General features: G+C 32.1%; 25 protein-coding genes. 24 read left to right on the plus strand and 1 reads right to left on the minus strand.

Annotation, left to right across the window (positions count from 1 at the left end):
• Positions 1–40: 40 nt before the first annotated feature.
• Positions 41–253 (minus strand): 50S ribosomal protein L31, encoded by a 213-nt coding sequence (gene rpmE / locus BN2665_RS22725; RefSeq protein ID WP_055669378.1) that lies wholly within the window; start codon positions 251–253, stop codon positions 41–43.
• A gap of 163 nt (positions 254–416) precedes the next feature.
• Between rpmE and BN2665_RS22730 the strand changes: the two genes are divergently transcribed.
• The 24 genes from BN2665_RS22730 to murA all read left to right on the plus strand — a co-directional run bounded on the left by BN2665_RS22730 (position 417) and on the right by murA (position 21,787).
• Positions 417–1,019 (plus strand): thymidine kinase, encoded by a 603-nt coding sequence (locus tag BN2665_RS22730; protein ID WP_055669379.1) that lies wholly within the window; start codon positions 417–419, stop codon positions 1,017–1,019.
• A gap of 11 nt (positions 1,020–1,030) precedes the next feature.
• Positions 1,031–2,800, plus strand: coding sequence for a peptide chain release factor N(5)-glutamine methyltransferase (prmC, locus tag BN2665_RS22735; RefSeq protein WP_055669380.1), 1,770 nt, complete (start codon positions 1,031–1,033; stop codon positions 2,798–2,800).
• A gap of 87 nt (positions 2,801–2,887) precedes the next feature.
• Positions 2,888–3,970, plus strand: coding sequence for a peptide chain release factor 1 (prfA, locus tag BN2665_RS22740; protein WP_055669381.1), 1,083 nt, complete (start codon positions 2,888–2,890; stop codon positions 3,968–3,970).
• 30 nt (positions 3,971–4,000) lie between these two features.
• Complete coding sequence (locus tag BN2665_RS22745) at positions 4,001–4,591, plus strand: hypothetical protein (protein ID WP_055669382.1); 591 nt, start codon at positions 4,001–4,003, stop codon at positions 4,589–4,591.
• Between the two features lie 92 nt (positions 4,592–4,683).
• The gene (locus BN2665_RS22750; protein WP_055670044.1) at positions 4,684–5,373 is read left to right on the plus strand and encodes a ZIP family metal transporter; all 690 of its coding nucleotides are present in this window, start codon (positions 4,684–4,686) and stop codon (positions 5,371–5,373) included.
• A 70-nt stretch (positions 5,374–5,443) separates the two neighbouring features.
• Positions 5,444–6,493 carry an L-threonylcarbamoyladenylate synthase gene (locus tag BN2665_RS22755; protein WP_055669383.1) on the plus strand — a complete coding sequence of 350 codons (1,050 nt, stop codon included), beginning with the start codon at positions 5,444–5,446 and terminating at the stop codon, positions 6,491–6,493.
• Between the two features lie 11 nt (positions 6,494–6,504).
• Positions 6,505–6,957 carry a low molecular weight protein arginine phosphatase gene (locus tag BN2665_RS22760; RefSeq protein ID WP_055669384.1) on the plus strand — a complete coding sequence of 151 codons (453 nt, stop codon included), beginning with the start codon at positions 6,505–6,507 and terminating at the stop codon, positions 6,955–6,957.
• A 65-nt stretch (positions 6,958–7,022) separates the two neighbouring features.
• Positions 7,023–7,472 carry a ribose 5-phosphate isomerase B gene (rpiB, locus tag BN2665_RS22765; RefSeq protein WP_055669385.1) on the plus strand — a complete coding sequence of 150 codons (450 nt, stop codon included), beginning with the start codon at positions 7,023–7,025 and terminating at the stop codon, positions 7,470–7,472.
• A gap of 47 nt (positions 7,473–7,519) precedes the next feature.
• A complete protein-coding gene (gene upp, locus BN2665_RS22770) occupies positions 7,520–8,149 on the plus strand; it encodes a uracil phosphoribosyltransferase (protein WP_055669386.1) in 630 nt (209 codons plus the stop codon).
• Positions 8,150–8,349: 200 nt separating this feature from the next.
• Positions 8,350–8,838 carry a dCMP deaminase family protein gene (locus BN2665_RS22775; RefSeq protein ID WP_055669387.1) on the plus strand — a complete coding sequence of 163 codons (489 nt, stop codon included), beginning with the start codon at positions 8,350–8,352 and terminating at the stop codon, positions 8,836–8,838.
• Positions 8,839–8,867: 29 nt separating this feature from the next.
• Positions 8,868–9,896 carry an MraY family glycosyltransferase gene (locus BN2665_RS22780; protein ID WP_055669388.1) on the plus strand — a complete coding sequence of 343 codons (1,029 nt, stop codon included), beginning with the start codon at positions 8,868–8,870 and terminating at the stop codon, positions 9,894–9,896.
• Positions 9,897–9,928: 32 nt separating this feature from the next.
• Positions 9,929–11,077 (plus strand): non-hydrolyzing UDP-N-acetylglucosamine 2-epimerase, encoded by a 1,149-nt coding sequence (wecB, locus tag BN2665_RS22785; RefSeq protein WP_055669389.1) that lies wholly within the window; start codon positions 9,929–9,931, stop codon positions 11,075–11,077.
• A gap of 140 nt (positions 11,078–11,217) precedes the next feature.
• On the plus strand, positions 11,218–12,399 hold the full coding sequence (locus BN2665_RS22790; RefSeq protein WP_055669390.1) for an acetyl-CoA C-acetyltransferase: 1,182 nt from the start codon (positions 11,218–11,220) through the stop codon (positions 12,397–12,399).
• A gap of 502 nt (positions 12,400–12,901) precedes the next feature.
• Positions 12,902–13,279: an ATP synthase subunit I gene (locus tag BN2665_RS22795; protein WP_055669391.1), complete on the plus strand. Its 378-nt coding sequence runs from the start codon at positions 12,902–12,904 to the stop codon at positions 13,277–13,279.
• Positions 13,280–13,283: 4 nt separating this feature from the next.
• Positions 13,284–13,964 (plus strand): F0F1 ATP synthase subunit A, encoded by a 681-nt coding sequence (locus tag BN2665_RS22800; protein ID WP_055669392.1) that lies wholly within the window; start codon positions 13,284–13,286, stop codon positions 13,962–13,964.
• 20 nt (positions 13,965–13,984) lie between these two features.
• Positions 13,985–14,227: an ATP synthase F0 subunit C gene (gene atpE / locus BN2665_RS22805; RefSeq protein ID WP_055669393.1), complete on the plus strand. Its 243-nt coding sequence runs from the start codon at positions 13,985–13,987 to the stop codon at positions 14,225–14,227.
• A gap of 106 nt (positions 14,228–14,333) precedes the next feature.
• Entirely contained in the window at positions 14,334–14,810 is a 477-nt protein-coding gene (locus BN2665_RS22810; protein WP_055669394.1) for a F0F1 ATP synthase subunit B, read from the plus strand.
• Position 14,811: 1 nt separating this feature from the next.
• The gene (locus BN2665_RS22815; protein WP_055669395.1) at positions 14,812–15,351 is read left to right on the plus strand and encodes a F0F1 ATP synthase subunit delta; all 540 of its coding nucleotides are present in this window, start codon (positions 14,812–14,814) and stop codon (positions 15,349–15,351) included.
• Positions 15,352–15,361: 10 nt separating this feature from the next.
• The gene (gene atpA, locus BN2665_RS22820) at positions 15,362–16,867 is read left to right on the plus strand and encodes a F0F1 ATP synthase subunit alpha (protein WP_055669396.1); all 1,506 of its coding nucleotides are present in this window, start codon (positions 15,362–15,364) and stop codon (positions 16,865–16,867) included.
• A 21-nt stretch (positions 16,868–16,888) separates the two neighbouring features.
• Positions 16,889–17,743, plus strand: coding sequence for an ATP synthase F1 subunit gamma (gene atpG, locus BN2665_RS22825; protein WP_055669397.1), 855 nt, complete (start codon positions 16,889–16,891; stop codon positions 17,741–17,743).
• Between the two features lie 15 nt (positions 17,744–17,758).
• Positions 17,759–19,156: a F0F1 ATP synthase subunit beta gene (gene atpD / locus BN2665_RS22830; protein WP_055669398.1), complete on the plus strand. Its 1,398-nt coding sequence runs from the start codon at positions 17,759–17,761 to the stop codon at positions 19,154–19,156.
• A gap of 14 nt (positions 19,157–19,170) precedes the next feature.
• Positions 19,171–19,572, plus strand: a complete 402-nt coding sequence (locus BN2665_RS22835) for a F0F1 ATP synthase subunit epsilon (RefSeq protein ID WP_055669399.1) — start codon at positions 19,171–19,173, stop codon at positions 19,570–19,572.
• 243 nt (positions 19,573–19,815) lie between these two features.
• Positions 19,816–20,505, plus strand: a complete 690-nt coding sequence (locus tag BN2665_RS22840; RefSeq protein WP_055669400.1) for a hypothetical protein — start codon at positions 19,816–19,818, stop codon at positions 20,503–20,505.
• Positions 20,506–20,527: 22 nt separating this feature from the next.
• Entirely contained in the window at positions 20,528–21,787 is a 1,260-nt protein-coding gene (gene murA, locus BN2665_RS22845; protein WP_055669401.1) for a UDP-N-acetylglucosamine 1-carboxyvinyltransferase, read from the plus strand.
• The last annotated feature ends 176 nt before the right edge of the window (positions 21,788–21,963 follow it).

The raw sequence follows: 21,963 nt of genomic DNA on the forward strand, positions 1-21,963 counted from the left end.
ATAAAAAAACAGGGAAAGATATATATCTTTCCCAAATTTTTTACTCTTCGTTTTTTAAGTTGAATTTCTTGTTAAATCTTTCAACTCTTCCACCAACGTCAACTATCTTTTGACGTCCAGTGAAGAATGGGTGGCATTTAGAGCATATTTCTACTTTAAGTTCACTTTTAACAGAACCTGTTTCAAAAGTATTTCCACATGCACACTTAACCACAGCATTATGGTGGTAATTTGGATGTATGCCTTCTCTCATTTAGTTCACCTCTTTCAAATTACGGTAAGACCGTTTTTAACCACTAAATTATAGCACAAATTTTCATATTAAGTCAACGTCTAATACATTTTTTTCATTGTTAATAGAGAATATAAATGATATAATCTAATGAGGTAAATTATAATTAAAGGAGTAATTACATATGGCAAAGCTTTATTTTAGATATGGAGCAATGAATTCGGGTAAATCTACACATTTAATGCAGGTTGCTTATAATTATGAAGAGAGAGGTATGAAAATTTTATTGATAAAGCCTAAGACCGATATAAAAGGCGGGAAGAAGGTTGTCTCTAGATTAGGTGTGACTAGAGAAGTGGATATGATTCTCGATACTCCAGATGATATAATAGAAAAAGTTGAGGAATGGATAAAGATCAATGGAAAAATAGATTGTATATTAGCTGATGAAATACAATTTTTAAAAAAATATCATATAAATCAATTGTTTAAAATAGCTGTTACAAAGGATATTCCGGTGATATGCTATGGCTTAAGAACAGATTTTCAAATGAATGGTTTTGAGGGTAGCGAAAGGCTGCTATTATTAGCTCATAGCATTGAAGAGATGAAAACCATTTGTACCTGTGGGAGAAAGGCTATTTTAAACGGAAGAAAAATTAATGGACAATATGTTTTTGAAGGGGAGCAGGTAGCTATAGATGCTCAAGGTGAGGTTGAGTATCAATCCTTGTGTGGGGATTGTTATTATAAGCTGAAGGCTGAGTATGAAAAGTCTCTAAGATAAAGAGGTGTATTATGAGAAAAAAGTATAATGTTGGAGGTCAAGCCGTCATAGAAGGTGTTATGATGAGAGGCTCCAAAGCCATTGCTACAGCGGTTAGAACTTCTAATGGCACTATAGAAATTGATATTAAAAATGGGGAGGCCATTAGTAAAAGATATAAACTCTTAAGTCTGCCAATTATAAGAGGATTTGTTTCTCTTATTGAATCCTTAGTGTTAGGCATAAAAACTCTTAATTATTCTGCTTCTTTTTTTGAAGAAGAGGAGAAAGGAGAATCTAAATTTGAGTTATGGCTTAAAAATAAATTGGGAAATAGAGCAAATGATTTTATTATTGGAGTTAGTTTAATAATATCCCTATTATTTTCTATAGGGTTATTCTTTGTATTGCCTACCTTTATAGCTAATTTTTTTAAAAAGTCAGGGATATCTATAGTTGCTTTAAATATAATTGAGGGACTAATAAGAGTGAGTATTTTTCTTTTATATATGTACCTTGTAGGTAAAATAGAAGATATAGGAAGACTTTATCAATATCATGGAGCAGAGCATAAAACTATTTTTTGTTATGAAAATGAAAAGGAGCTTACTATAGAAAATGTAAAAGATTTTGGTAGATTACATCCAAGATGTGGAACTAACTTTATGTTTTTAGTTATGATTATAAGCATACTTCTTTTTTCTATAACAGGATGGAATAGCATTGGTCAAAGGATATTGTATAGAATCTTGCTTTTGCCCTTGGTTTCAGGTATAACCTATGAAATTATAAAATGGTTAGGAAAAAGTGAAAATTTCCTATCAAGATTAGTGGCATACCCAGGATTAAAGTTACAAATGCTCACTACTAGAGAACCAGATGAATCTCAGATAGAGGTAGCCATTGCAGCGCTAAGAGCTTCTGAGGGTTTAGAGGAGCCTTGTAAAACAGTTAGAGAATTATTGGATTACGGCAATAAAGTTTTAAGAGAAGTGGGAATTGACAGCTGTATTTTAGATTGTCAATTACTGCTTGGTAAGGTACTAGATAAGGATAAGCTTTTTTTAATTACGCATAGTGATGAAAAGGTATCTAAAGTTAAGGAAGAGGAATTTTATAAGCTTATAGATTTAAGAAAAGCCAGAATGCCTATAAAGTATATTTTAGGACATAGTGAATTTATGGGATTAGACTTTTTTGTTAAGCAAGGAGTTCTTATACCGAGGCCAGACACTGAAATACTAGTGGAGCGTGGTGTTGACATAGTTAAAGAGAATAATTTATCAAAGGTTTGCGATCTGTGCTGTGGCACGGGAGCTATTGGAATAGCTTTAGCTAATTATTGCCCTAACGCAGAAGTGCATTGCTATGATATATCTGAGGAAGCTAAATTTGTAACGGAAATAAATATTCATAAATTTGAATTAGATCCTAGGGTTAAATTTTACTTAAGTGATTTGTTAACTGTTGCTATAGAAGAAGGAAAAAAATACGATATTATCCTTTCTAATCCACCATATATAAGGGAAGATATCATTCCTACCCTTATGGAGGATGTAAAGAACTATGAGCCCTATATAGCTTTGAGCGGAGGAGCAGATGGATTAGATTTTTATAAGAAAATAGTAGATCAAAGTAGATTTGTATTAAACTCAAATGGGGTTTTAGCCTTTGAAATAGGCCATGATCAAGGGGAAGATGTTAAAAATATAATGAGGTTTAAAGGATTTGAACACTTAGAAATAGTAAAAGATTTAGCTGGAAATGATAGAGTGGTAGTTGGAGTATTGAAGGAGCCATAGCTATATATTAAAATGAATTGTTGATATTTTTACTTTAATTATGTTATAATACTAAACTATGAAAATATGATAACGGAGTGATAAAGCATGTTAGAAAGACTTAATTTTATAGAAGCAAAATATGAAGAATTATCTATAAAAATAAGTGATCCTTCCATAATGTCCAATCAAAAGGAGTGGCAAAAATTATGTAAGGAGCACTCAGATTTAGAGGTGATTGTTAATGCCTTTAGAGATTATAAAAAGGTAGAAGAAGATTTAGAATTTAATAAAGAAATGCTTGGCAGTGAAGATGATAAAGAATTAAGAGAAATGGCTCAAGAAGAAATAAAAGCTCTAACAGAAAGAAAAGAAGAATTATCTATGGAGCTAAAACTTTTATTGTTACCTAAGGATCCTAATGACGATAAAAACGTATTTGTTGAAATAAGAGCTGGTGCTGGTGGTGAAGAGGCTGCTTTATTTGCGGCGAATCTTTTTAGAATGTATACAAAATATGCGGAAACTAAGCGCTGGAAAGTGGAACTTATGAGCACTAATGAAACTGATATAGGTGGCTTTAAAGAAGTTGTATTTATGATAAAAGGTGATGGAGCTTATAGTAAATTGAAATATGAAAGTGGAGTACACAGAGTACAAAGAGTTCCAGATACTGAATCCAGTGGAAGAATTCATACATCAACGGCCACTGTAGCAGTGCTTCCTGAAGTAGCAGATGTGGATATAGAGATTAATGCAAATGATATAAGGGTTGACGTGTTTAGAGCCTCAGGGCATGGTGGACAGAGCGTTAATACTACAGATTCAGCAGTAAGGATAACGCACTTGCCAACAGGGTTGGTTGTATCCTGTCAAGATGAAAAATCTCAATTGAAAAATAAAGAAAAGGCTATGAAGGTTTTAAGAGCAAGGCTTTTTGAAATAGCTGAAGCGGAAAGATTAGCAGGCATAGCAGAAGATAGAAAGAGTCAGGTAGGAACTGGTGATAGAAGCGAAAGAATAAGAACCTATAACTATCCACAAGGAAGAATGACTGACCATAGGATAGGATTAACTTTATATAGGCTAGAATCCTTCTTAAATGGAGATATAGATGAGGCTATAGATGCCTTAATTACTGCGGACCAAGCAGAAAAAATGAAGGCTATGGGTAATACTGAAGATATATAGGTAAGTAGTTTAACTTCTAGAGGTGAATGAATGGATATTAATAAAGCCATAAGAAAGCAAAAAAAATCTTATAAGATATTTATGCTATCTATGAGCTTTATTTTTTTAATTTTGCCTTTGGCACTTTTTATTACGGGCTATACTAATTTGTTTTTTTTAAGCTACCTGATTTTTATTGAGATTATGATATTGATATCCATAGTAGCTAGAATAAATTGGGAGAAGCTTCAATTTCAGTGCCAGAATAATAAATTAAAAATTAAAGTAGGTAGCTTTGGTAAACAATATATTTTATTTTGCGATAAGATTGTATTAGTACACACGGAAAAGAAAAACGAAGATATGGAAATAATAATAGTAACTTCACTAAAATTTAGAAATAAAAAAATAAAACCTGTAGGCTTAGATTTTCATAAAAGCTATCCTTATGCCGCCCAATTATATACAAAAATAAAAAAATCAAACCCTGAAGGCGAATACTATTATATAACTATAAAAAAGGGCGGGTATTTTAAGTATTCTCTATTAGATCTAATATATAAGAACTCCGCCAAAGCAATTTTTACTGAAGAAGCAATTCAGAATATAAAAATAGCTAGAGGTCAAATAGAATTTAATTAATAGGGTATAAACCTCCTATTTTTAAAATACAATGGTAAAGAATAGGGGGGATACTTGTGATAAGATCAGTTAGTATTGTTGCTTTGTCTGCCATGATTTCTTTAATAGGGACCATGATAGGAGCTTCTATAGGAATATTTATAAGAAAGCCAAGTAAAAGGCTATTGGGAGCCATAATGGGATTTGCAGGAGGGTTGATGCTATCGGTAATAGTTTTTGACTTAATTCCTGAGGCTGTTCATAAAGGTGGATTATTAAATACCCTTATATTTTATACTATAGGCATATTATCTGTAATGTTTTTAGACAATGTTTTTAGCAGCAAAAAAAGTAGTAATGGAAACTATATAAAAGTTGCATTTATAACTGCTTTAGGATTGATGTTTCATAATTTGCCTGAAGGGATAATTATGGGAGTTGGATTTTTAGCTGGGGAAAATTTGGGGATAAAAATGAGCTTGATAATAGCCATCCATGATATACCAGAAGGCATAGCAGTAACTGCTCCACTGATGGCTTCTAATGTAAAAGTCAATAAGATTTTACTATATGCCTTCATTACTGCAATACCTACAGCGCTAGGGGCAGCTTTTGGAGTGATAGCAGGGAGCATTTCCAATGAGATATTAGGATATTGTTTAGCTTTGGCTTCAGGAATAATGATGTATGTTGTATTTGCAGAATTAATACCTGAGTCAAATAAACTTTGGAGGGGGAATACTAATACCTTAAGTATTTTAATTGGTTTAACTTTAGGATTTATTATGGTAAGCTTGATGTAATAAAAAGTTTGTTATAATTTTTAATGGGGGAGCATAAATTCCCCTTTGTTAACGTAAGGAGAGGAAAGTTGTGGATACCAAAATTGCAATAATGAGAGAAGAAAGCATTGACATAGAAGCCATAAAAGAAGCAGGGAAGGTTATAAGCAAGGGTGGCTTAGTAGCCTTTCCAACAGAAACAGTATATGGATTAGGAGCAAATGCTTTAGATGAAGAGGCAGTAAAAAAAATATTTGAGGCTAAAGGTAGACCTCAAGACAATCCACTTATTGTTCATGTAAATGATTTTTCTATAGAGGATTTAGTAGAGGAAATACCTGCAGTAGCGAAGAGTGCTATGGAAAAGTTTTGGCCAGGGCCTCTTACAGTCATATTAAAAAAATCAGATAAAGTTCCTTTGGCTACTAGTGCTGGTCTAGATACTGTAGGTATTAGAATGCCAGCTAATGCTATTGCCAGATCTTTAATAAAAGAGGCTGGAGTACCGATAGCGGCTCCTTCAGCCAATATTTCAGGTAAACCTAGTCCCACTGAAGTAAGTAGGTGTATTGAAGACTTACAAGGTAAAATAGATTATATAATTGGAGGAGACCATAGTGAGGTTGGTCTGGAATCTACAATTTTAGATTGTACTGTAATACCTCCCTGCATATTAAGACCAGGAGGAATTACATTAGGAATGCTTAAGTCTATAGATGAAAATATATATATGGATCCTGGTATAATGAAGAAACCTGAAGGAGATTTTAAACCTAAAGCTCCAGGAATGAAGTATAGACATTATGCTCCTAAAGCTCCAGTAAAAATAATCGAAGGAGATTTGCAAAAAACTATTGCAAAAATTAATGAAATGATGCAAAATTATATAGATGATAATAAAAGAGTAGGAATTATGGCTACAGAAGAAACAAAGTCTCAATATAAGGCTGGAGAAATTATATCTTTAGGTAGCAGAAGTAATTTATCCGAAGTGGCTCAAAATGTATTTGAGATTTTAAGAACCCTTGATGATAGTAATGTGGATATAATTTTATGTGAAGGTTTCGAAGAAAGAGAAATAGGCATTGCAATAATGAATAGATTAAGAAAATCAGCAGGCTTTGATATAGTAAAAGTGTAATGGAGGTAGGCATGAAAGTTCTTTTCGTTTGTACAGGAAATACGTGCAGAAGTTGCATGGCAGAAGTAATATTTAACGAAAGTTGTGATATGGATGGCGTAGAGGCTATATCAGCGGGGCTTTCTATAATTTCTGGAAGTAAAGCTTCTAAAAATTCTTCTGAAATTATTCTTTCTAATTATAATAAGGATATAAGTAAAAGGTATGCTGTACAATTGACTCCAAATTTATTAAAAGAAGCGCATTTAGTTTTGACAATGACCTCATATATTAAAGAAATTTTACAATCTTATTATCCTGAAATGAAGGATAAAATATATACATTGAATGAATATGTCGGCGTAAAAGGGGATATAATAGACCCATACGGTGGCCATATTTCTGTTTATAAAAAGACCTTTTTTGAATTAAAAAACAGAATAGAATTGTTATTAGCCAAATTAAAGGAAGATATAGGTATTTAATTAATACTAATATCTTCTTTTTTGCAATATACAGAAAATTTTATAATATTTTGGAGGTGTCTCTATTGAGAATAGCAATTGGAAGTGATCATGGTGGTTTTAGATTAAAAGGAGAAATAATGGAACATCTAAAGGTAAAGGGCATAGAAATAGTGGATTTTGGAACTTTTAGTGAGGATTCCTGTGATTATCCAGATGTTGCTTTAGAAGTAGCACAAGCTGTGGCTGACAAAAAATTTACCTTTGGCATACTAGTATGCGGAACTGGTATAGGAATTGGAATAGCTGCAAATAAAGTTCCAGGTATAAGAGCTGCATTATGTTCCGATACCTTTAGCGCGCACGCTTGCAGAGAGCATAATGATGCAAATATACTAACCATAGGACAAAGGGTTGTAGGAACAGGTTTAGCCTTAGATATTGTAGAAACATTTTTAAAGGCTGAATTTGAAGGAAGTAGACATTCAAAAAGAATTGATAAAATATCACAAATTGAAGCTAAATACTACAAATAGCTATAACAAAATCTAAATATTAATATAATTACTAGGGGGAATTTTTAATGAGTAAAGTAACACAAATAGCACATCCATTAATACTTCATAAATTAGCTTTTATAAGAGATAAAAATACAGGTTCAAAGGACTTCAGAGAATTAGTAGAAGAAGTTGCTATGCTAATGGCATATGAGGTAACTAGAGACTTGCAAATGGAAGAAGTAGAAATAGAAACTCCTATATGTATAACTAAGTGTAAAATGCTATCAGGAAAGAAGATGGCTATAGTACCTATTCTAAGAGCTGGATTAGGTATGGTAGATGGAATGCTAAGATTGATTCCAGCAGCTAAGGTTGGTCATATTGGTTTATATAGAGATGAAGAAACTCTTCAACCTGTTGAATATTTCTGTAAATTGCCTCAAGACATAGAAGAAAGAGATGTTATAGTTACAGATCCAATGCTAGCTACTGGTGGTTCAGCAGTGGATGCTATAACCCTATTAAAGAAAAGAGGAGCAAGAAACATCAGATTAATGTGCTTAATAGCTGCTCCAGAAGGAATAAAGGCGGTAGTAGATGCTCATCCAGATGTAGATGTATATATTGCATCTATAGATGAAAAACTTAATGAAAAAGGATATATAGTTCCCGGTTTAGGAGATGCAGGAGATAGATTGTTTGGAACTAAATAAACCAATTTTTTAAAGAGAATTTAATGTATATTTAAACCAACTATGAAAATGTATAAAATTTTATAGTTGGTTTTTTTATAGATATATAATGTTGTGCATATACTGGCCTTTATTTACTTTAAAAATTATTTAAGGTATAATTGTTATAGCTTATATATAAAATATGAAAAACTTTAGTTATCAAGGAGAATAATAGAACTATGGAGAGAAGAGATAAGAATAATTATTATCTTGATATAGCCGAAACTGTATTGGAGAGAGGTACTTGCTTAAGAAGAAATTATGGTTCTATAATTGTAAAAAATGATGAAATTATTTCTACGGGCTATACGGGAGCGCCTAGAGGAAGAAAAAACTGCATTGATCTAGGTTTTTGTATAAGAGAAGAGTTAAACGTGCCTAGAGGTACACATTATGAGCTCTGCAGAAGTGTACATAGTGAGGCAAATGCAATTATAAGTGCTTCCCGAAGAGATATGATAGGAGCTACCCTTTATTTAGTTGGCAGAGACGCTAAAACAAGGGAGCTAGTGTCTGATGCTAATTCTTGCGCTATGTGTAAAAGATTAATTATAAATTCAGGCATTTTAAGGGTTATAATAAGGGATACAAAGGACTCTTATAGAGTTATGGAAGTAAGTTACTGGATTGAAAACGATGATTCCTTAAAAGAGGAGTTTGGCTATTAAATTAATTTAATATAGGATGACGAGGTTTTATGAATAATTTAATTTTGGCTTTATTAGCCGCTATTGTATCTTATTTAGTTACACCTTTAGTAAAACTTGTAGCAAAATATTTTAACATAATAGATGAGCCTAAAGGTAATAGTAGAAAAATACATAAAAATCCCATACCTTTATTAGGAGGATTGGCTATTTATATAGCGTTCGTATTAGTTACTATGTTTAGACCTGGAAGCCTTGAAAAATCTGAGAAGGGCATTATTTTAGGAGCTACCATTGTTTTAATCGGAGGTATACTTGATGATGCTAAGGAACTTAGGCCTTGGCAAAAGCTTATATTCCAGCTCTTAGGTACTCTATGCCTTTTATTAAATGGGGTATATATTCAAAACATAACTAATCCTTTTGGCGGCTCTGATTCATTTTTTAATATCGGAACCTTTGCCATACCTTTTACAATTATTTGGATAATTGGTATAACAAATGCTATAAATTTAATAGATGGATTAGATGGTTTAGCTGCGGGTGTAGCATTGATTTCTTCAATAAGTATTTTCTTTATTGCTATAATTGCAGAAAGAGAGTCCGTTGCAGCACTGATAGCTGTATTAAGCGGAGCAATAATAGGATTTCTTCCATATAATTTTAATCCGGCTTCTATATTTATGGGGGATACTGGAGCTCAATTATTAGGATTTTTATTAGCAGCTATTTCTATTGAAGGGGCAATAAAATCAGCAGCAGCCTTTGCCATAGTGGTTCCTATTTTAGCTATAGGATTACCTATATACGATACTCTTTTTGCTATGATAAGAAGAAAGATAAATGGGAAACCTATAATGCAGGCTGATAGAGGCCACCTACATCATAGGTTGTTAGATTTAGGATTGACGCAAAAGCAGGCAGTACTAGTGATGTATTTAATAAGTGCTTGCCTAGGAGCTATATCTATATTAGCTATGGAGATTAGTACACCAAGGTCCTATTTCCTATTAACTGTGGTAGTGATAATAGTGGTATTTCTCGCTTGGAAATACGGATTCTTTAGACATAAAGACTAATATTTATATACTGTATGTATGGAGGTATGGAAATGAATAAAATAAAAGTAATGGCCATTTTTGGTACTAGACCTGAAGCTATAAAAATGGCTCCTTTAGTAAAAGAACTAGAAAAATATGATGAAATTGAATCAAAGGTATGCGTAACTGCTCAGCATAGAGAAATGCTAGATCAGGTTTTGGAATTGTTTAGCATAAAACCTGATTATGATCTTAACATAATGAAAAGCAAACAAAGTTTAACAGGTATTACTAATAGAGTTTTAGAGGGCCTAGAGGAATTGTTTTTAACTGATAAGCCAGATATAATACTAGTTCATGGTGATACTACTACTACTTTTGCAGGAGCTTTGGCTGCTTTCTATTCTCAAATAAAGGTTGGCCATGTGGAGGCGGGGTTAAGAACCTTTGATAAGTACTTTCCTTTTCCAGAGGAGATGAATAGAAAACTTGCTGGATCCATAGCAGATTTACATTTTGCCCCTACAAAAGGATCTAAAAATAATCTTTTAAGAGAAGGTGTTGAAGAAAAATCTATCTATATTACAGGTAATACGGTAATTGACGCTATGGACTTTACTGTAAAGGAAGATTATATTTTTCAAACTGAAGAACTTAATAATATAGATTATAAAAATAAAAAGGTTATAATGGTTACTGCCCACAGAAGAGAAAATTGGGGAGAAGGAATAGAAAATATTTGCAAGGCATTAAAAACCATAGTTCAGGAGAATGAAGAAGTAGAAATAGTATATTTAGTGCATTTAAATCCTGTGGTTAAAGATGTGGTTGATAAATATTTATCAAACATTGAAAGAGTTCATTTATTACCGCTTCTAGATGCTAAGGAAACTCATAATCTAATGAATAAATGCTATATGGTAATGACGGATTCAGGTGGATTACAAGAAGAAGCCCCTCATTTAGGAAAACCGGTTTTGGTATTAAGAGATGTCACTGAAAGGCCAGAAGCTGTAGAAGCTGGAACTGTTAAATTAGTGGGTACAGACTTTGATAAGATATGTACTGAGGCAAATCTCCTATTAAAGGATGAAGAGAGTTATTCTGTCATGACTAAAGCAATAAATCCTTATGGAGATGGTAAAGCTTCTAATAGAATTGTAGAAGCTATACTAAAATTCTTTAATAAGTCTGAAAAAAATATAGAGGAATTTAAATAAATAATAGTTTTTTCTTAAAACTTAAATAAATTTTTAACAAATATGTTGATTAAAAGATTAAAGATAGATATAATAAAAGCATATTTGAAAACATTGTCATCATTACTGTAAGGGGATAAAATTTCAGGGAGGTATTATTCATGAGAGAAGTAGTTATTGTAAGTGCAGTTAGAACTGCAATTGGTTCTTTTGGTGGTTCACTAAAAGATGTGCCAGCAGTAGATTTAGGAGCAACTGTTATAAAGGAAGCTTTAAATAGAGCTGGTGTAAAGGGTGAATTGGTAGAGGAAGTAATCATGGGAAATGTGCTTCAGGCAGGATTAGGACAAAATACTGCAAGACAAGCGCTAATTAAAGCAGGATTACCTGTAGAGGTTCCAGCTATGACGATTAATAAAGTTTGCGGTTCAGGTTTAAGAGCTGTTAGCTTAGCTTGCCAAATGATAAAAGCTGGTGATGCAGATGTGATAGTTGCCGGCGGAATGGAGAACATGTCAAGAGCTCCATATGTTTTAGATTCAGCTAGATGGGGTCAAAGAATGGGAAATGGAACCATGACAGATGTTATGGTCAACGACGGATTATGGGATGCTTTCAACCACTATCATATGGGAATTACAGCTGAAAATATAGCTGATCAATGGAATTTAACTAGAGAAGAACAAGATGCTTTTGCTGCAGAATCACAAAACAAAGCAGAAAAGGCTATAAAAGAAGGTAAATTTAAGGATGAAATAGTTCCAGTAGTAATTCCTCAAAGAAAAGGTGAGCCTATAGTATTCGACACTGACGAATATGTTAAGGCTGGCACTACTGCAGAAAAATTAGGGAAATTAAAACCTGCTTTTAAAAAGGATGGAACAGTTACAGCAGGGAATGCCTCTGGAATAAATGATGGAGCTGCTGCATTTGTAATAATGAGCGCTGAAAAGGCAAAAGAATTAGGAGTAAAACCTTTAGTAAAAATAGTTTCTTACGGTAATAAAGGCTTAGAGCCTTCAATAATGGGTTATGGTCCATTTGCTGCTACAAAGAAAGCTTTAGAAGTTGCAGGGTTAAATATTGAAGATTTAGATTTAATAGAGGCTAACGAAGCTTTCGCAGCTCAAAGTTTAGCTGTAGCTAAAGATTTAGGTTTTGATATGTCAAAGGTTAATGTTAATGGTGGTGCTATAGCGTTAGGACATCCAATTGGAGCTTCAGGAGCCAGAATATTAGTTTCATTATTGCACGAAATGCAAAAGAGAGAAGCTAAGAGAGGATTAGCAACTCTTTGCATTGGCGGAGGAATGGGAACTGCTTTAATAGTAGAAAGAGAATAGTAATATCATTATATAAAGCATACAGCGATTTAGTCGTTGTATGCTTTATTTTATATTATGAATATTTAATATAGTTAAGTAAAATATATTTATAAAAGATATTTAGCCATATTTAAAAAAATATTGAATAAACCTTATTTGCTTTATGCAATTTTTATATCAGGATATGATTTAAAGAATGTCAAAAAAACTAAAAAAACATAAAAAAATATAAAAAATAGTCGTTTAATACAAAATTAGTCGATGTGTAAATGTTAACATGATTTAAAAAGTCTATAAACCTAATTTTTTGAAAAATCACTAAAATGAATGATATTATGCTTAAGCATCTATGAATAGCGAAATAATGAACATTAATTAGATAAATAGATTAAAAAGCATAAAAATATGGTTAAATAAAGCTATGCATTCGAAAAATCACTTTTTTGAGTGAATTTTAGATTTTATTATTGAGAAAGGCAGCTATATAATTATCAAGTAGTGGTTGCAAAGGAGTAATTTTATGGGAAATAACCTAAAGTATATGCTTAAGCAAGTGACAGTTTTTACTTTAATAATTGCAATTATTTTTGGAGTAATTGGATTTTGGATTTTAAAAACTTCCTATGTTATAAGCTTTTTAATAGGAGCTGTAATATCGATTTTTAACTTACTATTAAATAGTATTATAACTGATTTTTCTCTAGGCTATGTAAAAAAAGCTACACCGATTCTTATAGTACTAAGCTATATAGTAAGAGTAATATTAATTTCTTTTATTGGAATACTAGTAACAATAAATGAAAAATATAATTTAGTTTTTTATTTAGCAGGGTTTATTTCGTATTTTGCAGCACTTATAATATATGGATTAAATTTAAGCAGAAAAGAAGGGAAGTGATGGGATGGAAAATATAGAACCTATTTTTTCCTTTAATCTATGGAAGTTCCAAGTGGATATAACTTTAAGTATAATTGTTCAGTGGGCAATAATTTTGATTTTAACTTTATTAGCTTTTTATTTAACAACATCATTAAGGGAACGTCCAACTAGAAAACAAAATATTGGAGAAATATTTGTAGAAACTATAATAAAACTGGTAAAGGAAAATATGGGTGAAAATTATATAGGTTTTGTGCCTTTTGTGGGTACTATATTCATTTATCTGCTATTGATGAATATGACAGGATTAGTTGGAATTGAACCTCCCACAAAGGATATTAATGTGGCTTTAGCCATGGCACTTATAGCCTTTATAGTAATTCAAGGGTATACTATTAAAAGAATTGGACTATTACATTATTTTACAGGATATGCAAAGCCATTTGCTGCTATGCTTCCAATGAACATAATGGAAAGAATAATGCTACCATTATCTTTATGTCTAAGATTATTTGGTAATATGACCGCTGCCGCGGTAATTATGGATTTAGCTTATGAAGGATTACACGGGGTAGGCTTCTTAGCTCAAATAGGATTGCCGATATTTTTGCATTTTTATTTTGATATCTTTGATGGCGCCATCCAAATGATAATATTTTTAATGTTAACTATGATAAATATAAAGATTATTTCAGAACACTAACATATTAAGGAGGAATTATAATGAATCATGAATTTGTATTAGGAATGTCAGCATTAGGTGCAGCAATAGCTGTATTAACAGGTATAGGAGCTGGAGTTGGTATAGGAAACGCAACAGGTAAGGCAGTAGAAAGTATAGCTAGACAACCTGAGGCTAGTGGTAAGATCACAACAGCTTTAATCATAGGTAATGGTTTTGCCGAAGCAACAGCTATATATGGTTTACTAGTATCCATATTCTTAATATTTGTAGGCTTAAAATAATGCAGTTTAATAATTACCTTATCTCTTAAATAGGAGATAAGGTAATTAAAAATTATGAGGCGATTATTTTATAAATTCAAGCCTGAAGGGAGGCTTTGGTAGATTTATGATTAAGATATCAGTAGTAATACCTGCAATAATAAATTTTATAATTTTATATCTTATACTTAGGCATTTCTTTTTCAAGCCTGTGATGAATGTGCTTGAATCAAGAGAAAAAAGTATTGGAGATAATATAAATAAAGCTAAAGAAGAAGCAGAAAAAGCAGAATTACTAAGAAAAGAAAATGAAAAATTGATAAAAGAAGCTAAAGAGGAAGGTAAAAAAATTACTGAAAAGCAAAAACAAAAGGCAGAAAAACTATATCAGGATATATTAGCGGAAGCTAACAAAGAGGCCCAGTTGAGTATGGAGAGAGCAAATATAGAAATAGAAAGAGAAAGAGAAAAAGCAAGAAATGAGCTGAAAAAGGAAGTAGTGGATTTGGCAGTAATGCTATCTGCTAAGGCTTTAGAGGAAAGTATAGATGAGAATAAGCACAAACAATTAATAAATGATTTTATTTCTAAGGTAGGTATCTAATATGTACGAATATTTAGATAGAAGATATGCTCTAGCTCTTTACCAAGTAGCAGAAGAAAAAGGCAAAGTAGAGGAATATCTACAGGATTTAAGAGAAATTATTAATATAATAGATAACAGTCAAGAATTTCAGCAAATTATCAAACATCCTCAAATCAGTACAAGAAGAAAAAAGAAAACTTTTATAAAAATATTTAAAGGAAATATAGATGAGGAATTATTATCATTTTTACTTATCTTAATAGAAAAAGATAGAATATTATTTCTAAAAGAAAAGTTAAATGAGATGGAAAAGATACATCTAGAAAGAAATAACACTATTATTGCCAATGTAAAGAGTGTAATTCCTCTTTCAACAGAACAAATAGAAAATTTAAGAGAAAAACTAATTAGAAAATATGATAAGCACATTATTGTAAAAGAGGAAATAGATAAAAGTATCATTGGAGGCTTATATGTAAGGGTAGGTAATGACGTAATTGATGGTACAGTAAAATCAAAATTAGACCAGATGAAAAATATGATGCTCAGTAGAGAATAGAGGTGAAGCCATGAATATTAAACCGGAAGAAATAACTTCAATTATAAAAAGTGAAATAGAAAGATATGAGAAGAAGATAGAAACTATAGATTCAGGAACTATCATTCAAATTGGTGATGGAGTTGCAAGAGTATATGGCCTAGATGAATGTATGGAAGGGGAAATGCTAGAGTTCCCTAATGGCATTTATGGTATGGCTCTAAACTTAGAACAGGATAATGTTGGATGCGTTTTACTTGGTTCTGAAGAAGGTATCAAAGAGGGAGATATAGTTAAAAGAACTGGAAAGATTGTTGAAGTCCCTGTGGGAGAAGCTTTAATAGGGAGAGTAGTGAATTCTTTGGGGTTACCAATAGACGGAAAAGGGCCTATTAAAAATAATGGAATGAGACCTATTGAATTTACTGCACCTGGAGTTATAGAAAGACAATCTGTAAAAGAGCCTCTTCAAACAGGTATAAAAGCTATTGATTCTATGATTCCAATTGGTAAAGGACAGAGAGAGCTTATTATAGGAGATAGGCAAACAGGTAAAACCGCTATCGCTTTGGATGCTATTTTAAATCAAAAGGGAAAAGATGTAGTTTGTATTTACGTTGCCATAGGCCAAAAACAATCTACAGTAGCGCATATAGTAAATACTCTAACTGAGATGGGGGCTATGGATTATACTATAGTAGTAAGTTCTACAGCTTCCGAGACAGCTCCACTACAATTTATTGCTCCTTATGCAGGTTGCAGCATGGGAGAATACTTTATGTTTAAGGGGAAAGACGTATTAATAATATATGATGATTTGTCTAAGCATGCGGTGGCTTATAGAACTATGTCATTACTATTAAGGAGACCACCAGGAAGAGAAGCATATCCTGGAGATGTATTCTATATACATTCAAGACTGTTGGAAAGAGCAGCTAAATTATCTAAGAATTTAGGAGGAGGATCTCTAACTGCACTTCCAATCATTGAAACCTTGGCAGGAGATATTACAGCTTATATACCTACAAATGTAATTTCTATAACTGATGGACAAATATTTTTAGAATCTGAGTTATTCTATGCAGGGCAAAGACCAGCGGTTAATGCAGGTATTTCTGTTTCTAGAGTAGGTGGTAATGCTCAGACAAAAGCTATGAAACAAGTAGCTGGAACTCTAAGAATCGAGCTGGCACAATATAGAGAGCTAGCAGCCTTTGCTCAATTCGGCTCTGACTTAGATAAAGAGTCAAAAAAGAGGTTAGAAAAGGGTAAGAGATTAATAGAAATATTAAAGCAAGATCAATATAAACCTATGCCAGTAGAAAAGCAGATAATGATGCTATATGCAGGAGTAAATAATCATCTTATGGATATAAGTGTAGCTCAAATAAGAAAGTTTGAAAAAGACTTTTTGGATTATATGGATACCCACCATAGAGAAATAGGTAAAGCTATACTTGAAGGTAATACTTTAAGCGATGAAATTAAAAGTCAATTAGATGAAGCCATAATTGAATTTAAAAAGATCTTTGCATAAAGGTCTTAAGGAGGTGGAAATATGGCAGGAGCCGGACTTATTGCAATAAGAAGAAGAATTAAGTCGGTAACCAATACTAGAAAAATAACTAAAGCCATGGGACTTGTTGCCACCGCAAAATTGAGAAAAGCTAGAGAAGCACTTGCTTTAAATGAAAAATATTTTAATTCTATAGATAGTGTGAAGGATAAGTTTTTGAATAATGTAGAAAATATGGATAGTATTTTTGCATTTAAAAATCATAGTTCAAAAAAATTATTCATTGTTTTAACTTCTGAATCAGGGTTATGTGGAAGTTTTAACGCTTCTGTAATATCTACAGCTATAAGTGTTATTAAGAAGGATCCGGAAAACTCAATGGTAATGGTTGTAGGAGAAAAAGGAAGGATTTATTTTAATAAGACAAATTATGAAACTGTAGCAGAGTATGTAGGAGTTCCAGATTTGCCTACTACTAAAGAAGCAAAAACAATATATAATCATGGAATTGATTTATTTAGAAAGGGAGAGGTAGGAGAGATAGATATAGTTTATACAAAATTTATATCTCCTGTTAAGCAAACGGTTGTTGTTGAACAAGTGCTTCCTATAACTTTCTCTGAAGCAGATGAAAATACTGATAATATAATCTTTGAACCAAGTAAGAAAGAGGCCATGGATTCCATTATTGAAAGATACCTTAAAGCAAAAATTTTTAATTGCCTTATACATTCTAAGGTTAGTGAGCATGGTACAAGGATGTCAGCAATGGACGGAGCAACAAAAAATGCTAATGAATTACTAGATAAATTAAAGTTAAAATATAATAGAATAAGACAAAGCGCTATAACCCAAGAGATATCAGAAATTGTGGGTGGTGCTGAAGCGCAAAGATAGGTGAGGAGGAAGTTTATGCCTGGTAATATTGGTAAAGTTGTACAGGTAATAGGACCTGTTATTGATATAAAATTTGACTCAGATTGTCTTCCTAATATATATAGTGCTATAGAGATTAAGGTTCATGATAGAATTCTTATTGCTGAAGTTGAACAGCATATAGGCGATGATATAGTAAGATGTATAGCCATGGAAAATACAGAAGGTTTAAAAAGAGGAGTGGAAGCTTTAGATACAGGAAAAGCTATATCTGTTCCTGTAGGCCCTAATGTTTTAGGAAGATTATTTAATGTTTTAGGTAAGCCCATGGACGATAAAGGGGATTTTAAGGCTGCTGAAGTATATCCAATCCATAGATCAGCGCCAAGTTTTGAAGAACAATCTGTTGAACCTGAGATGTTTGAAACAGGAATAAAGGTTATAGATTTGCTAGCACCCTATCAAAGAGGTGGAAAGATAGGATTATTTGGTGGAGCTGGTGTTGGTAAGACTGTATTAATACAAGAATTAATAAATAATATTGCTAAAGAACATGGTGGACTTTCAGTTTTTACTGGAGTAGGTGAAAGAACAAGAGAAGGTAATGATTTATATAATGAAATGAATGAGTCTGGAGTTATTGAAAAAACAGCTTTAGTCTTTGGTCAGATGAATGAGCCGCCAGGAGCTAGAATGAGAGTAGCATTAACTGGATTAACTATGGCTGAATACTTTAGAGATAAAGGTCAAGATGTATTGTTATTTATAGATAATATCTTTAGATTTACACAAGCAGGTTCAGAAGTTTCTGCCTTACTTGGAAGAATACCTAGTGCTGTAGGATATCAACCAACTTTGGCCACAGAAATGGGAGCTTTGCAAGAGAGAATTACCTCAACTAAGCATGGATCTATTACTTCTGTGCAAGCAGTTTATGTGCCAGCGGATGATTTGACTGACCCTGCACCAGCAACAACTTTTGCGCATCTTGATGCGACAACGGTTTTATCAAGATCTATTTCAGAATTAGGTATTTATCCCGCAGTAGATCCTTTGGATTCTACCTCAAGAATATTAGATCCTAGAGTAGTTGGAAAAGAGCATTATGAGATAGCTACAAAGGTAAAACACATATTAGAAAGATATAAAGAATTGCAGGATATAATAGCAATCTTAGGTGTAGATGAATTATCAGAAGAGGATAAACTTGTGGTTTCAAGAGCAAGAAAAGTACAAAGATTTTTATCTCAACCTTTTACTGTAGGAGAACAATTCACTGGAATACCTGGTAAGTTTGTACCTGTTAGTGAAACTGTAAGAGGGTTTAAAGAAATTTTAGAAGGAAAGCATGATAATCTTTCAGAGTCCGCATTCCTGTTTGTTGGTACCATAGATGAGGCTGTGGAAAAAGGCAAAACATTGATGCAAGAATAAAGGAGCGGAATTTTATGGCAAATTTAATGACATTAAGTATACTTAGTCCGGATAAGGATGTATACTCAGGTGCTGTAAAAAAAATATTTGTAACTAATGAATACGGAAGGCTAGAAATTTTACCTAACCACACAGATATGATAACTTTGCTTATTCCTAGCATCACTGAAATAGTCGATGAAAATGACAGTACAAAGCGACTTTTCACTTCTTATGGTGTGCTAGAGATTCATAAAAACAATGTTTCTATGAATTGTGATGCAGGTGAATTACCAGAGAAAATTGATTATAAAAGAGCAGAAGAGGCAAAAAAAAGGGCAGAAGAAAGGCTTGAGCAAAGAGACGGAATAGATGTGAAGCGAGCAGAAGCAGCACTTTTGAGGGCTATCACTCGTTTAAAATTAAAAGAAATTTAAGTTAAGATGTATTATAAAAAATAACTAGTTCAATACTAAAAGTATTGGCTAGTTATTTTTTTGTTGGTTATATATTATAAATTTTCATTTTCACACTTTTTAACATTTTAAATATATTAATAATATATTTAAAAAATATATTATTTCCCCTGCTTTAATAGAGTTATTGAGTACAAAATTTATTGTGCTAGTATATTTCGAAACTTTATTGACAATAATTAAAAGGGAAAGGTAGGGGGGAGAATGAAAATAAAATATTCAATATTAAGTTTTTTGTTATTAATAGTATTTTGTTTAAATATAGTAGTTATCAAAACAGAGACTCTTGAGGTTTATAATGATCTATACAAATCAATTTCTAAAAATAGTAATTTTAAGGTAGAGGAAACAAGCTTTCAGATAAAATTTGAAACTTCTACAGAATTTGAGAATATAAGTAAGTTTATAGATAAAATAATTAAAGAGGATATAAACTTAAGGACAAGTTACCATACTTTGGAATTTAATGACAAGAAAATAGATTTTATAAGTGATAATTTAACCTTAAAAGCTAGTTGTGTAAAAGATGAAGAAATTTTAAGAATTTCAATTACAGTGACCAATAGTAATGATATAAATCTTTATAAATACGAAAATTTAAAAAAAGCTTTACAGAACTTTGCCAAAGATAATGATGATTTTACAGATTACAAATTTTATGAATATATTAAGCTAAAGTCCTTTAAAAATGATATTAATGATATCAAAGATGATTTTTTAAAAGAAGTAGAGGAATATTATTATATAAAAGATATAGATTCATTAAAAATTAACTCAGGGATTACAGGTAATATAGCTTTTACAGATGATAGCAAAATTAATTATGCTATATGTAAATATATATCAGGAACATATTTATACATTGGTACACCGATTATTACATGTATATATTAACAATAAGAAGATGGAGGATATTATGGAAAAAATTATAGTTAAAGGCGGAGGCAATTTAAATGGCGAGGTATGTATAAGCTCTGCAAAAAATTCTGTATTACCAATTATTGCAGCAAGTATCCTAAGTGGAGAAACCTGTGTTATAGAAAACGCACCTATGCTAGAAGATGTATTTGTAATATGTGAAGTATTAAATTCTCTCCAGGCAAAAACTTATTTAGATAAAGAGAATAATAAAATAATAATAGATAGTAGTAATATATTGTATGGTGAGCCAGGTAGTGAGTTAGTTAGAAAAATGAGAGCATCTTTTTTAATAATGGGACCCATGCTATCTAAATTTGGAAGAGTAAAACTATCCTTGCCTGGTGGATGTAATATTGGAAGCAGACCCATAGATTTACACCTAAAAGGCTTAAATGCATTAGGGGCTAAGGTAGATGTAGGGCATGGGTATGTAGAAGCTATCGCAGATAAACTAATCGGAAACAAAATATATTTGGATTTTCCCTCTGTCGGTGCTACAGAGAATATAATGATGGCAGCAGTATTAGCCGATGGAGAAACAATTATAGAAAATGCGGCAGAGGAACCGGAAATACAAGATTTGGCAATATTTTTAAATGGAATGGGAGCTAATATTTTAGGGGCAGGTACTGGAACTATAAAGATATCTGGAGTTAAGTCATTAAAGGGTACAATTCATAGACCTATATACGACAGAATAGAAGCAGGAACATATATGGTGGCTGCTGCGATTACCAAAAGCAAAATAAGAATAAAGGGAGTAAATGAAGAGCATCTAAAACCTATAATAGCAAAATTAACTGAATGTGGAGTAGCTATGGAAATTGATGGAGATGCAATGATTATAGATGGCAATCGAGACTTAAAGCCTGTTGATATTAAAACTATGCCTTATCCAGGATTTCCAACGGATATGCAGGCACAAATGATGGCTTTATTATGCAATGTAGGCGGTACGAGTTTAATAACAGAAACAGTGTTTGAAAATAGATTTATGCATGCCTCAGAGTTTAAAAGAATGGGAGCAAATATAAAAATAGATGGAAGAAGTGCAGTAATTGAGGGAGTTAATAAATTAACTGGTTCCGAGGTTAAGGCCACAGATTTAAGAGCAGGAGCTGCACTAATTTTATGTGGATTAATGGCAGAAGGCTCTACAGAAATAGGTGATATTTATCATATAGATAGAGGTTATGTGGAAATAGAGAAAAAATTAAAAGCCCTAGGAGCCGATATAGAGAGAGTAGTGAAATAAGGCTTTAAAAGATAAAAAACGCAAAGCAAAAGATGGCTAAATTTTTAGCCATAGGCTTTGCTTTTTTATTTTTGGAGATGCTTTAAAGGATATAAAGCATAGATTTTTCTTAGATAAGGGAAATAAGATTACGAGTAATAAAATTAAAAGTTTTTTAATAGTATATAAAGTAGAAA

The organism is Desnuesiella massiliensis (assembly GCF_001403615.1).
GTDB classification, from domain to species: Bacteria; Bacillota; Clostridia; order Clostridiales; family Clostridiaceae; genus Desnuesiella; species Desnuesiella massiliensis.

Coding starts and splice junctions, on each gene's coding strand:
- rpmE (WP_055669378.1), bottom strand. CDS start 253: ATGAGAGAAGGCATACATCCAAATTACCACCATAATGCTGTGGTTAAG.
- BN2665_RS22730 (WP_055669379.1), top strand. CDS start 417: ATGGCAAAGCTTTATTTTAGATATGGAGCAATGAATTCGGGTAAATCT.
- prmC (WP_055669380.1), top strand. CDS start 1,031: ATGAGAAAAAAGTATAATGTTGGAGGTCAAGCCGTCATAGAAGGTGTT.
- prfA (WP_055669381.1), top strand. CDS start 2,888: ATGTTAGAAAGACTTAATTTTATAGAAGCAAAATATGAAGAATTATCT.
- BN2665_RS22745 (WP_055669382.1), top strand. CDS start 4,001: ATGGATATTAATAAAGCCATAAGAAAGCAAAAAAAATCTTATAAGATA.
- BN2665_RS22750 (WP_055670044.1), top strand. CDS start 4,684: ATGATTTCTTTAATAGGGACCATGATAGGAGCTTCTATAGGAATATTT.
- BN2665_RS22760 (WP_055669384.1), top strand. CDS start 6,505: ATGAAAGTTCTTTTCGTTTGTACAGGAAATACGTGCAGAAGTTGCATG.
- upp (WP_055669386.1), top strand. CDS start 7,520: ATGAGTAAAGTAACACAAATAGCACATCCATTAATACTTCATAAATTA.
- BN2665_RS22775 (WP_055669387.1), top strand. CDS start 8,350: ATGGAGAGAAGAGATAAGAATAATTATTATCTTGATATAGCCGAAACT.
- BN2665_RS22780 (WP_055669388.1), top strand. CDS start 8,868: ATGAATAATTTAATTTTGGCTTTATTAGCCGCTATTGTATCTTATTTA.
- wecB (WP_055669389.1), top strand. CDS start 9,929: ATGAATAAAATAAAAGTAATGGCCATTTTTGGTACTAGACCTGAAGCT.
- BN2665_RS22790 (WP_055669390.1), top strand. CDS start 11,218: ATGAGAGAAGTAGTTATTGTAAGTGCAGTTAGAACTGCAATTGGTTCT.
- BN2665_RS22795 (WP_055669391.1), top strand. CDS start 12,902: ATGGGAAATAACCTAAAGTATATGCTTAAGCAAGTGACAGTTTTTACT.
- BN2665_RS22800 (WP_055669392.1), top strand. CDS start 13,284: ATGGAAAATATAGAACCTATTTTTTCCTTTAATCTATGGAAGTTCCAA.
- atpE (WP_055669393.1), top strand. CDS start 13,985: ATGAATCATGAATTTGTATTAGGAATGTCAGCATTAGGTGCAGCAATA.
- BN2665_RS22810 (WP_055669394.1), top strand. CDS start 14,334: ATGATTAAGATATCAGTAGTAATACCTGCAATAATAAATTTTATAATT.
- BN2665_RS22815 (WP_055669395.1), top strand. CDS start 14,812: ATGTACGAATATTTAGATAGAAGATATGCTCTAGCTCTTTACCAAGTA.
- atpA (WP_055669396.1), top strand. CDS start 15,362: ATGAATATTAAACCGGAAGAAATAACTTCAATTATAAAAAGTGAAATA.
- atpG (WP_055669397.1), top strand. CDS start 16,889: ATGGCAGGAGCCGGACTTATTGCAATAAGAAGAAGAATTAAGTCGGTA.
- atpD (WP_055669398.1), top strand. CDS start 17,759: ATGCCTGGTAATATTGGTAAAGTTGTACAGGTAATAGGACCTGTTATT.
- BN2665_RS22835 (WP_055669399.1), top strand. CDS start 19,171: ATGGCAAATTTAATGACATTAAGTATACTTAGTCCGGATAAGGATGTA.
- BN2665_RS22840 (WP_055669400.1), top strand. CDS start 19,816: ATGAAAATAAAATATTCAATATTAAGTTTTTTGTTATTAATAGTATTT.
- murA (WP_055669401.1), top strand. CDS start 20,528: ATGGAAAAAATTATAGTTAAAGGCGGAGGCAATTTAAATGGCGAGGTA.